At 38.1% G+C, this 12,127-nt stretch carries 11 protein-coding genes and 2 pseudogenes; 6 read left to right on the top strand and 7 right to left on the bottom strand.

The window, feature by feature from the left end:
• Positions 1–60 precede the first annotated feature (60 nt).
• Entirely contained in the window at positions 61–1,812 is a 1,752-nt protein-coding gene (locus NYZ99_RS14935; RefSeq protein ID WP_260572021.1) for a hypothetical protein, read from the bottom strand.
• Between the two features lie 215 nt (positions 1,813–2,027).
• Between NYZ99_RS14935 and NYZ99_RS14940 the strand changes: the two genes are divergently transcribed.
• The 3 genes from NYZ99_RS14940 to NYZ99_RS14950 all read left to right on the top strand — a co-directional run bounded on the left by NYZ99_RS14940 (position 2,028) and on the right by NYZ99_RS14950 (position 4,330).
• Positions 2,028–2,675, top strand: a complete 648-nt coding sequence (locus tag NYZ99_RS14940; protein WP_260572023.1) for a response regulator transcription factor — start codon at positions 2,028–2,030, stop codon at positions 2,673–2,675.
• 144 nt (positions 2,676–2,819) lie between these two features.
• On the top strand, positions 2,820–3,329 hold the full coding sequence (locus NYZ99_RS14945) for a hypothetical protein (protein ID WP_260572025.1): 510 nt from the start codon (positions 2,820–2,822) through the stop codon (positions 3,327–3,329).
• Complete coding sequence (locus NYZ99_RS14950) at positions 3,302–4,330, top strand: sensor histidine kinase (RefSeq protein WP_260572027.1); 1,029 nt, start codon at positions 3,302–3,304, stop codon at positions 4,328–4,330. Before NYZ99_RS14945 ends, NYZ99_RS14950 begins: the two co-directional genes overlap by 28 nt.
• Before the next feature lie 49 nt (positions 4,331–4,379).
• Here NYZ99_RS14950 and NYZ99_RS14955 read toward each other — a convergent pair whose 3' ends face one another.
• On the bottom strand, positions 4,380–4,676 hold the full coding sequence (locus NYZ99_RS14955; protein WP_260572029.1) for an isoamylase early set domain-containing protein: 297 nt from the start codon (positions 4,674–4,676) through the stop codon (positions 4,380–4,382).
• Positions 4,677–4,832: 156 nt separating this feature from the next.
• The gene (locus NYZ99_RS14960; protein ID WP_260572031.1) at positions 4,833–5,912 is read right to left on the bottom strand and encodes an aminotransferase class V-fold PLP-dependent enzyme; all 1,080 of its coding nucleotides are present in this window, start codon (positions 5,910–5,912) and stop codon (positions 4,833–4,835) included.
• A 131-nt stretch (positions 5,913–6,043) separates the two neighbouring features.
• Between NYZ99_RS14960 and NYZ99_RS14965 the strand changes: the two genes are divergently transcribed.
• Complete coding sequence (locus tag NYZ99_RS14965) at positions 6,044–6,547, top strand: dihydrofolate reductase (protein WP_260572033.1); 504 nt, start codon at positions 6,044–6,046, stop codon at positions 6,545–6,547.
• A 13-nt stretch (positions 6,548–6,560) separates the two neighbouring features.
• On the opposite strand, the gene murI is transcribed toward NYZ99_RS14965, so the two are convergent.
• The 3 genes from murI to pafA are packed head-to-tail and all read right to left on the bottom strand — an operon-like array spanning position 6,561 to position 9,044.
• Positions 6,561–7,367 carry a glutamate racemase gene (murI, locus tag NYZ99_RS14970; protein WP_260575253.1) on the bottom strand — a complete coding sequence of 269 codons (807 nt, stop codon included), beginning with the start codon at positions 7,365–7,367 and terminating at the stop codon, positions 6,561–6,563.
• Positions 7,368–7,374: 7 nt separating this feature from the next.
• Positions 7,375–7,770: an alkaline phosphatase family protein gene (locus NYZ99_RS14975; protein ID WP_260572035.1), complete on the bottom strand. Its 396-nt coding sequence runs from the start codon at positions 7,768–7,770 to the stop codon at positions 7,375–7,377.
• Between the two features lie 11 nt (positions 7,771–7,781).
• Complete coding sequence (gene pafA, locus NYZ99_RS14980) at positions 7,782–9,044, bottom strand: alkaline phosphatase PafA (RefSeq protein ID WP_260572037.1); 1,263 nt, start codon at positions 9,042–9,044, stop codon at positions 7,782–7,784.
• 111 nt (positions 9,045–9,155) lie between these two features.
• Here pafA and NYZ99_RS14985 point away from each other — a divergent pair.
• Together NYZ99_RS14985 and NYZ99_RS14990 are read left to right on the top strand one after the other, a co-directional pair.
• A pseudogene (locus NYZ99_RS14985) lies at positions 9,156–9,892 on the top strand (MlaE family ABC transporter permease).
• Positions 9,892–10,659: an ABC transporter ATP-binding protein gene (locus NYZ99_RS14990; protein WP_260572039.1), complete on the top strand. Its 768-nt coding sequence runs from the start codon at positions 9,892–9,894 to the stop codon at positions 10,657–10,659. Before NYZ99_RS14985 ends, NYZ99_RS14990 begins: the two are co-directional and overlap by 1 nt.
• Here the strand turns inward: NYZ99_RS14990 and NYZ99_RS14995 are convergent.
• Positions 10,656–12,127, bottom strand: a pseudogene (locus tag NYZ99_RS14995) (DUF389 domain-containing protein). The gene NYZ99_RS14990 and the pseudogene NYZ99_RS14995 overlap by 4 nt on opposite strands.

The following is a 12,127-nucleotide window of genomic DNA, read 5'->3' on the forward strand; positions in this document are numbered from 1 at the left end:
AAGGTTGGGCTTTTGGCCGTCGGACAGCTTAATACCATCTATTTTTAAAAATTTTCTTTTTCAATCGGCCATTGCCATTACGGTAACTTGGATGGAATTTGAAAAATCGTAGAAACCTTCTAAATCGGCCGTGTTCATGCCAGGCTCCAAGCCCATTAGTCCATCACTATATGTTAGGTGCCAAATAAAGCAAATACCTACGCCAGCACCATCAAAATCGACTCCTTCAACGGCTTCCAAGGTTGGGGGCAAGCCTAATATATTACCACTATCATCCGTAATAACGTAGGTTTGTTTCATACCGTTCAAATCGGTTTCATCCAAGGTAATTCCGGAGACCATATCCGGTGTTCCGTCCACGGTGATCATAAAGGGACCTCCTTCCAAGGCGCCGGCGTTCAGGGCATTTCTGGTTACCATGATGGAATTGGAAAGGGCAAAGTTTCCTTGCAGGTTTCCGGCATTGGCTCCTGCTTCCAATCCCATGATATCGTCTTCGTAGGTGATATGCCGGATGAGACAGATTCCTTCGCCCGCAGCATCAAAATCCACACCTTTAGCAGCTTCCAAGGTTGGAGGCAAACCGAGAATGTTCAAATCGGCATCAGTAATAATAAATCCTTGATTGCTTCCATTTAAGTCAGAGGCATCCAAAGAAAGTCCGGTTACCATATCCGGCGAGCCATCTACGGTAAACTCGTATGGTCCACCTTCCAATTTACCTGCGTTTAGTGCCAAGCGTGTCACTTCAATTGAATTTGAAAGGGCGAAAACACCGTTTAAGGCTGCAGCATTACCACCGGCTTCAAGCCCCATGAGTCCTTCTTGATAGGTTATATGCCAAATGAGGCACACTCCTACTCCTGCACCATCGAAATCTACTCCTTTCACCGCCTCCAATGTTGGAGGTATTCCTAGTATCTTCAAATCTTCGTCCGTAATTACGAAAGTTGAAAATTGACCATTTACGTTAGTACCATCAAAGGACAGGGAAGTCACATTATCAACTTTTCCATCAACCACAAATTCATAGGGACCGCCCGAAAGTAGTCCGGCATCCGGACCCACCCTATTTACCTCTATGGAATTGGATAAATCGAATTCACCCTGAAAGTCGTTGATATTCATACCCGCTTCTAAGCCCATTAAAGTTTCGCTGTACGTCAAATGGTATATAAAACAAGTACCTTCGCCAGCTCCATCAAAATCAATGCCCAATACGGCATCCAACGTTGGGGGCAATCCTAAAATTCCACCCATATCATCGGTAATTACATACGTTTGCGTATCCCCGTTCAACTTTGATTCGTCCAAGGATATCTCCGTAACCATATCCGGGATACCGTCCACTATGAACTGAAATGGCCCACCAACAAGGGTTCCGGCATCCAACCCGCTTCGAATCACCATTAAAAAGTTTGACAGTGCAAAATCACCAGTAAGATTGTCCAGATTCATACCCGGCTCCAAGCCTGACAGACCCTCTTCATAGGTCAGATGATAAATATAGCAAGAGCCGACCCCTGCCACATCAAAATCGACCCCTTCCAAAGCCGCCATATTGGGAGGAAGGCCCAGGATATTCTTGCTATCATCCGTAATCACAAAAGTTTGTAAACTCCCGGAAAGATTGGTGGCGTCCAGGGTAATATTGGTGACCATATCAGGAACACCGTCTACAGTAAATGAAAAAGGGCCTCCGGACAAGGTACCTGGACTTACCTGTGCCGCAATTGGTTCATCATCATCTGTACTACAACCAACCAATACAATGATAATGGAGAGAAATAAAAGTGTTTTTAGTGTTTTCATAATCGATTGTTTTTAGATTCTTGGCAAAGAAATCGACTAGCTATAACAGAAAAATCACGGAAAAATCAATTTTTTTAATAATCTAAGTCTCTCCATTGAGAAATATTATATATAAATGAAAGAAAAAGAGACTTAAAGCGACTTATTCCTTAGTATTCCTGGTTATTACCCTTATTGTGAAGGTTTCGTGATATCTATTTTTTTATTTAGCAAATATGAAAAGAGTTCTAATTATTGAGGATGATATTGAAATAGTTCATCTTCTTGAAATACACTTAAAAGACCTACAATGTGAGGTGATTTCATCCCAAAAAGGTGATGAAGGTTTAAGGATTGCACTTGAAAATGAATTTAGTCTTATTATTCTTGACATCATGTTGCCAGAAATGGACGGGATTGAAATATGTCAAAAACTAAGGGCCAAAAATGTTGAGACCCCTATCATTATGCTTACCTCCAAATCTGAGGAAATAGATAAGGTTCTTGGCTTGGAAATTGGAGCCGACGATTATTTGACCAAACCTTTTAGTGTTAGGGAATTTATCGCCCGGGTAAAGGCTATTTTCAGAAGACAAAAGATGACTGCCCAATATTCTGAAAAGGAAGGTTTTGAAAAAGTAAGCCAGTTTGGTAATCTAACCATCAACATAGAAACCCGAAAAATTATTATAAATGGCCAAAGAGTAGATCTCTCTCCAAAAGAGTTTGAACTATTGATACTATTATCATCTAACCCTGGCAAAAGTTATGACCGTAAAAAGCTTTTGAACTTGGTATGGGGTTATGATTTTGACGGCTATGAACATACGGTAAATTCTCACATTAACAGACTTCGTTCCAAAATAGAGCCGAGATATGGGTAATCCCACCTATATATTAACTACTTGGGGCATAGGGTATAAATTCAATGAAGACTTATGAAAGTCGACAATAAAAATTTCTTAATCAATAATCAAGATTATCAAAAAGTCAAACACCTAATCCATAGGTTTATTATAAGAAAATAGATGAAAAATTCTCTTCTATCCATTTCCATGATACGGAAACTTATCCTATCATTTTTGGCCATATTGGTCGTAGCCGGAATAGCCTACACCATTTCATCGGTATATCTATCCGAAAAATACTATGCAGAAACAACGCAAAGACTACATGCTAATTTGGCTCAAGACCTTATAGATGAAAAATTTACAAATGAAAGTCCATTCCAAATAAATGGGCAAATAAATAAAGCGTTATTTGGTGATATCATGCATGATATGATGGCTGTAAACAGGGCCATTGAGGTATATTTATTAAATACCGAAGGAGTTGTTCAATATTCCGTTGTTTTGGATCACGATGCCCCTCAGACCAATGATATGAAAATTGACCTTAAGCCCATCAACAACTTTATCGAAAACAAGGGCCAGGGATATTTTTTGGGGGAAGATCCCAAGACCTTACCAAAAAACAAGTTTTTTCGGCTGCCAAGTTCCAAAAAGAAAATATGGAAGGGTACATTTATATCTTGTTAGCAGGCAAGGAGTTCCTTAATACTAGAGAATTATTATTTGGAAGTTATATTATGAAAATGGGACTTGGAAATCTATTCCTTACGCTGTTGTTCACTTCGCTCTTGGCCATTATTTCCGTTTGGTACCTAACAAAGAACTTGCGTGAATTGGTACATGCCACTAGACGCTTTCAACAGGGGGACCTTGAGTACAGAATAAAGGATGCAGAAAGGTCCGATTTAGCTTCTGTAACCACTACTTTCAATGAAATGGCCGACACTATTTTGGAGGATATGAACAAACTGCAATCCATTGAAAGTTTACGAAGAGAACTTATCGCTAACATATCACATGACCTACGAACTCCCCTTGCGGTAATTCAGGGATATATTGAGACTTTACAGATGAAAGGTAACAAGTTGACAAAAGAACAACGGGACAACTACCTAAATACCATTGAAAATGGAAGTAAAAGACTTGCCAAATTAATAACGCAACTTTTTGAATATTCAAAATTGGAAGCCAATCAAATCGAGCCAAAAAGAGAGCCTTTTTTAATAAGCGAACTTGCCAATGATATATATAGCAATAATCTGATTTTAGCAAAGAACAAGAATATTCATCTAGATCTGAATATGGATGAAAATCTTCCTTTAGTTTTTGCAGATATATCCTTAGTGGAGCGCGCAATTCAAAACTTAATGGACAATGCATTAAAATTTACCCCAAGTAAAGGAATCGTAACCATTAGTGTTTTGAAAAAGGATGAAAATGTAGAAATCAATATCAAAGATAGCGGATATGGTATAAAAACAGAGAATCAGACTCTAATTTTTGAACGTTATAGGCAAACCAAATCAGGAAAGAAGAATGAAGGCGCTGGGTTGGGACTCGCTATTGTTAGAAAAATTGTTGAACTTCATAACTCATCAATAAGGGTTCATAGTATTCCGAATGACGGCGCCACCTTCACATTTACCCTACCGATACATGGGCTTAATAGGACTATTCAAATTACATAATAAAAAAAGGGAACCTCAAAAGGTTCCCTTTATATAAGTTTAAAAATGTCTACAACTCCAATACAGCATTCTCTGAACCTGCATATTCGTTCCACTGGTAGCGATCCGCTTCAGCTTCATTCACATAAGTACCATCAACTAAATACTTAAATTCAAATGTACTTTCCTTAGGAAGGTCAAACGTACCTTTAAAAGTCCCGTTTTTTAATTTTTTCAATGTACTTCCTTTTGGACTCCAATCATTGAAGTCACCAACTACAGCTACTTTCTTTGCATCTTCTGCAGGAACTGTAAAGGTTACCTTACACACCGGTTTGGTCTTTAGATATTGTTTTGCAATTGCCATGATTTTAGTTTTTAAATTCAGGACAAAGCTAACACATTAACCTCCTCATTGTCAACGGTTAATATCATTTTTATGAAATTGGCAAAAAATTAGCTGAAATTAACTGCTCTCCAAAAATATTGTCTTTTAAATATTGGAAGTAAGTAATTCCTACCTTTATGTTTTTAAGACTTTTATAAGATGTTGCAAATCATCAATTCCGTTATAGAAATTAAAACTTAATCGTACACCATCTCCTCTCTGTGAACATAAAATGTCATTATCCATTAATAACTGAAACATTTTTTGATCAGCCTTTATATTAAAAATTGTACTATGACTTTTACGGTCTATCACATGGTCTTGCAACAATCCCAATTCAATTAATTCATTCTTAACCCTATTGGCCATAGTTTGATTATGCTCCGTAATTCTATCCATTCCTATAGTATTCAAAAAATCCAGGGAAAATTTCAGACTTCCAAAGTTAAGACTTGACAAATGGCCAGGTTCCAATTTTTTGGCAAGTGCAAGCGTATCCTTATTCTTGAAATTCCCATTTGCCGCATTAAAGCCTGTAGAAACTACTTCAAGTTTGTCCTCCGGATTATCAGTAAAGAGCATAAACCCGTTACCATAACCGGACAGCAGCCATTTATAGCCGCTAACGCCCAATACATCGATACCGGAAGCCTTAAAGTCAAAGGACATGGCCCCACAGAATTGCGTGCCATCGGCAATTAACAAAAGATTTGGATTTGCCTTTTTTAATCTTTTGACAAACTCTAAATCAATTAAAAATCCATCCAGCCATTGCACGATGCTAAAGGCGAAAATATCAATATGATTCGCTTTTATAACTTCTTCTATTCTTTCCTCCAAATCAGAAGTGATATCTAAAATCGTTGTATTGAATTTTCTACTTTCAAATGGCCAGTTTACCGATGGATAATCATTACTTAAAAGCAGTACATTCTTATTGGCATCTATACCCTCCAATAGCAGGTTCATTCCCAAGGAATAATTGTATACTAGAGAGACCCTATCTTGGTCGGAATTAAAAAACTGACCAATTTTTTCTCGGGTATCGGATAACGTTTTTAGGGTCTGATCCCACATCTCGCTTCCGTGTAACAAGGCGTCCAAATCATGCTCCTGTCTCCAATCGATCAAGGAATCATATATAGGCCCATAGACCGCCGTATTTAGATAAGTGCACTTTCTGAGGACGGGAAACTCCCTTTTTATTTTGTCCATGGATCATTTATTTTTTGGAAATGAGTTTTCTAGCTGTTTATAGTAAATTTCTCTAAAGTCTAATTCTTAACTTTGATTTCTAAAGATAGCCATAGCAATTTATATGGCTCATTTTTTGCTCCAGTATAAATATGAACAGTAAAAAACAAATAATAATGATTGCCGCAGCAGGGGAAGATAATTCCCTTGGCAAGGATAATGATCTTTTGTGGCACCTCCCTGATGATTTTAAACGGTTTAAACGTTTAACTTACGGGCATAAAATGATTATGGGAAGAAAAACTTTTGAAAGTTTTCCAAAGCCGCTGCCCAACCGAATACATATAATTGTTACAAGAGACCCTGATTATAAAGTAGATCACGACGATTGTCTCGTAGTACATTCCTTAAAGGAAGCACTTGACTTAATCAAAAACGAAAAAGCGTATATAATAGGGGGTGGTGAAATTTACAAACAAGGGGAACAATATGCCGATGCCATTGAACTGACCCGGGTACATAGTACTTTTGAGGCGGACACTTTTTTTCCGTCTATCGATAATCAGATTTGGAAAGTAATTGCTGAGGAATACCATCCAAAAGATGAAAAACACAAATACGATTTTACCTATCTTACGTATGGAAGAAAAAATTAATGATACATAAAGTTCAATTGAAGCTATCTATTAAAAATCCGAGATATTCCGTACTAAGGTTAGGTGCGGCATTTAACACAAACCTTTCAAGAACTTCAATAGTTCCATTCGTATAAAATTGATGGTGACCTATCCCGTCCAAATCATTCATGAGATTTTGTTTAAGTAGAATAGCCTTGGTTTGTCTTGCTACCGCTTCACCGGAATCAATAATTTGCACATTTGAGGGTAAAATTTCCTTTAAAACGGGAATTAAATACGGATAATGTGTACATCCTAATACTAAATAATCTATACCCTTTTCCAACATAGGTTGTATAAACTGATTTAGAAGTGACTTTAAGGATTCACTCTCCAAGTCTCCTTTCTCAATCAATTCGACAAGGCCTTTACCTTGCCTTTCAATTACTTCGATTCCTGCTGCATGGTTTTGGCTCGTACTATGAAACAACGCACTTGTCAAGGTTCCTTTGGTAGCCGGAATACCCACCTTTTTGGACTTTGAATTTAAGGCCGCAGGCTTAATTGCAGGTTCTATTCCAATAAAGGGAATATCATATCGATCTCGCAAATATTCGATAGCATTTGTGGTGGCCGTATTGCAGGCTACTACAATTAACTTACATTTCCTCTCAATTAAAAATCTTGTATTCTTAACACTAAGGTTTAAAATCTCTTCATGGGACTTTTCACCATATGGAGCATTTTTACTATCCGCCAAATAAATACAGTTTTCATTGGGCATCAAGGTCTGGATTTCTTTCCAAATCGAAGTTCCTCCAATACCCGAATCAAAAATTCCAATAGGATTGTTGTCCATAGCTTCCTTACTCCAATACCTTGGAAATCGGTTTTCCTGTAGTCCCACTTGGGAAGGCTATTCCCAATAACGCTGAAATAGTAGGGGCGATATCGGGTATTTCGGTTCGCTCAACCGTACTGCCCTTTTTTATGCCCTTTCCAAAAAAGAGTAGCGGTGCATGAGTATCATAAATCTGAGGAGACCCATGGGTGAATCCTGTTTTGGAATAACTAATGGTACCCGGCTTTAATACTAGCAGAACATCACCGAGATCTTTTTTGGTTATACCCGTTTTGCAAAATATAGGGTATACCGAAGTATAACTATTCTGCCACATTTGATAACCGGTGTAGACCCTGTCTATGTAATCATAGTTTAAGAACTCCTTGGCAATATCTTCCTGCACTTCCTTAATATCCAAATCTAAATTATCTATAATCTTATAGTCAGAAAAAACTGGTAGTTGGAATAGTTCTTCACTATTTCCTCCGTCCCATATTTATATTTCAAAAATTCTGAGAACCTATCATTAGAGGTGTTATAATCCACATAACCAGCTGGAATTTTGGCAGAAATTAAATACGATGGTACATCAATGGCAGCGTGATCCGCAGTTAAAAAAACGGTATACTCTCCTTCTCCTACATTTTTATCCAAAGCCTTGAAAAGTCGGGCTAGGTCCAAATCCAAACGTATATACGTATCTTCCACCTCCTTTGAATTTACCCCAAACATATGCCCAACATAATCTGTACTGGAAAAACTTATCGCTAAAAAGTCCGTTATATCGTCTTGGCCCAATTGCTCTTGTTTTAAGGCTTCGATTGCAAAATCCGCAGTAAGGCTATTACCATACGGAGTACTTTTTATAATTTCAAAATCATTGATCTTATCCAACAAATTCTGTGGGTTGTGAGGAAATGAAGATGCGGTTTCACCCTCAAAAAGTCCTTCAAAAGCATTATCGTCTACCCCGCTTTCAATATATGAGTTTATATCCCTTAAGGTATTCCAACCTTTTTTATAGGATTGGGCTATACGCGAACTATTAAAGTCGTTAACCCATTTTGGCAGGGCATCCATGTAATAACTACTTGTAATCCATTTTCCCTCATTGCCTCCGTAAAACCAATACGCTGCATTCGCAGTATGCCCTCCTGGAAGTACGGCACCTCTATCCTTCAAGGCAATGGCAATGGTTTTCCCTCGCATTTGGGTATTCAGTCGTAGCTCATCGGTTACCGTAGTTACGGTCATTCTGTGTGGGGACATTTGTCCGGCATCAGAAGTGGTGCCCACAGAATCATATCTATCATCCGAGGCACAGTAAACTTCAACGTCGTTTTCTTTGTCATACCAATTATTACCAATAACACCGTGAGTGGCGGGAGTCGTCCCCGTATACACAGACGTATGACCAGGGCCCGTACTTGTAGGGGCGTAATTAAAATGATTGTTCTTACAATTAAAACCTTCCTCCACCATCCTTTTGAACCCACCTTCATCAAACTGATCATAAAACCGTGTCAAGTAATCATAGCGCATCCGATTCACTACAATACCCACGACCAATTTGGGTCTCGACCTTAATAAGACATCATCATCAACCTTATTTTTACGTTGGGAAAAACTATGTTGTGAAAGTAGAAAAGAAATCAAAATAGCAGATAATACTGCTCTTAAACGAATGGCCATCTTAAAAATATTAAGACGTAAAAATAAAGAAAATAGCCCTTAAAAAATTAAATGGAAGTTAAATCAAATCCATTATTGTTATTTTTACGATAAGAAATCTATTTTTAGAGAATGAACTATTTAGCGTCGATTGGCAGCTATTCCATGATGGTAGTAGAGGTTTTTAAAAAGCCAACCAAATGGCGTATAATGAAGTCTTTGATATTAAAGGAAATAGATGAATTGGTATACGGATCTACGGGCATTATTATATTCATTTCCTTTTTTATTGGAGCCGTGGTAGCTATACAAACGGCACTTAACCTTACCAACCCAATAATCCCCGAAGCCTGATTGGCTTTGCTACCGGACAGTCGGTAATATTGGAATTTGCACCAACGTTTGTTTCCATTATAATGGCCGGAAAAGTAGGTTCTTATATTACCTCGAGTATTGGTACCATGAGGGTAACCGAACAAATCGACGCATTGGAAGTGATGGGGGTGAATTCACTTAATTACCTTGTATTTCCGAAAATTATAGCCATGCTATTTTATCCTTTTGCAATAGCTATCTCCATGTATGTGGGTATTTTCGGAGGATGGCTGGCGGGAGTCTTTGGAGGCTTCTTAACAAGTACCGACTTTGTAACCGGATTACAGACCGATTTTATTCCCTTCCATATTGCCTATGCCTTTATTAAAACCTTGATTTTTGCTTTTATTATTGCCACTATTCCCTCATTTCATGGATATTATATGAAAGGTGGGGCACTTGAAGTTGGAAAAGCGAGTACCACATCCTTCGTTTGGACAAGTGTAGTAATCATTATTCTAAACTATTTGCTAACCCAACTTCTGCTTGGCTAATGATCGAAGTGAACAACATACATAAATCATTTGGTGATGCCCATATTCTAAAGGGAATTTCAACCACTTTTGAACATGGCAAAACCAATTTGATAATAGGACAAAGTGGTTCAGGCAAAACAGTGTTTCTCAAGTGCCTCTTGGGTTTATTTTCTCCGGAAGAAGGCTCCATTGTTTACGATGGTAAGATATATTCAAGTCTTACTGAAGATGAAAAAAGAGACCTTAGACAGGAAATGGGTATGGTTTTCCAGGGAAGCGCGTTATTTGATAGTATGACCGTAGAGGGCAACGTTAAATTTCCGTTGGAAATGTTTACCAAGCAATCACAATCAGAAATGGATGACCGTGTAAATACGATCCTAAAACGGGTCAATTTGGTGGATGCCCACAATAAATTTCCAGCAGAAATTTCAGGTGGAATGCAAAAACGCGTAGCTATTGCCAGGGCCATTGTTATGAATCCTAAATACTTGTTTTGTGACGAACCCAATTCCGGGTTGGATCCAAAAACAGCTATCTTAATTGACGACCTAATTAAAGAAATTACCGAAGAATTCAATATTACCACGGTCATAAACACCCATGACATGAATTCGGTTATGCAAATAGGGGAAAAAATCCTTTTTCTTAAAGATGGACTAAAGGAATGGGAAGGAACAAAAAACGAAATATTTAAAACCGATAATGAAGCGGTTACCAATTTCGTTTATTCTTCCGACCTTTTTAAAAAAGTAAGACAGATGTATATCGAGGAGCGGAATTAATCCGCAACTACTTCCTTTACCTGAATTTTAGGATTGTTCAATCGAAGCTTCAACCAATCCAACAACTTTTGCGCATCTTTTACGGTCTCGGTTTCTTCGGCCTCTTTTTTCCAAGTAATCTCAAAAACAGGAATTGTATCGGTCTTTTCGAAATCGGTAGCAATTAAATAAGAATAACCAAGTCGTGCGAGGTTTTCATAATTTGTTTTGGCCTCCGAGACTTACTTCCTTAAAGGGTATCTGTCCCGCAGCACTTTTACTTAATCTAGTTAATTCCCCTTCCAAAAAGGCGATTTTTTCATCCTTGCTATTCAGTTGATTTTTTTGGGTCTCATATAGTTCGTTTACATATTTCAACTGATTAATTTCTTCGTTCTGACCTCCTTGAATGATTTGCAAATCAGTTTCATTTAACCTTGGATTATCTTCCAATTTAGCTCTCCAGGTTGCAATAATATTATCCGGAATAGCCTCATTTCCCATAAACACCAATTCTATGATCGAATTTTCGCCATTATTATATTCCAAATCAGTAAAATCCTCCAAGAATCTTCCCTGACCGGAAAATTGATAGGGCACTACATTTTCATCTATGAAAATATTGGCCTGTTTCCTAAAAAGAGATTCCTGTAATGCATTCCAAAACGTAATACCAGCAGGAATCATTACGGCAATGGCTACTAAAGAAGCCAAACGTGCGATTAATCTGCGCCTTTTGGAATTTACGTAGCGTACCATGGGAAAACGCAATAACTTGATGACCAAAAACGTGGCCAAGGCTATAAATATGGTGTTGATGGTAAATAAATACATTGCACCGCTAGCGTAATCCAAATTGCCAATTGCCGGACCAAAACCTACGGTACATAAAGGGGGCATCAAAGCTGTCGCGATGGCCACCCCAAAAATTACACTGGCAATTGTTCCTTTTTTGGCCCTCGCTATCACCAATGCCAAACCACCGAAAAAAGCGATCAAAACATCACGGATATCCGGGGCGGTTCTCGCCAATAGTTCGGAAGATTCGTCGCGTAAAGGAAAAAACCTAAAAAAGAGAAATGCTGTCAATACACTCAAAACCACCATGACCCCAAAGTTCTTTAAGGACCTTTTCAAAGTATCCAAATCATTGATACCTACGGAAAGACCAATGCCCAAAATTGGGCCCATCAATGGAGAAATTAACATGGCACCAATAACAACCGCCGTGGAATTTGCATTTAAACCAATAGATGCAATAAAAATGGAACAGATAAGAATCCAAGAAGTGTGTCCCTTGAAAGGTATGTCGGCAATAATTGCTTCCTTAGTGGCATCCTGATCAGTATTGGTCCGTATGTCCAATAATTCCGAAAGAAACTTCTTTACACTTCCTAAGAGTCCCTGAAAATCCTTTTTTACCTCATCTCCGCTATCTCGGAGTATTATCTGTTGGGGTAACATTGTCCTGACCAAATTTATCCTGCAT

The sequence above is a fragment of the Maribacter litopenaei genome, assembly GCF_025244665.1.
Classification (GTDB): domain Bacteria; phylum Bacteroidota; class Bacteroidia; order Flavobacteriales; family Flavobacteriaceae; genus Maribacter; species Maribacter litopenaei.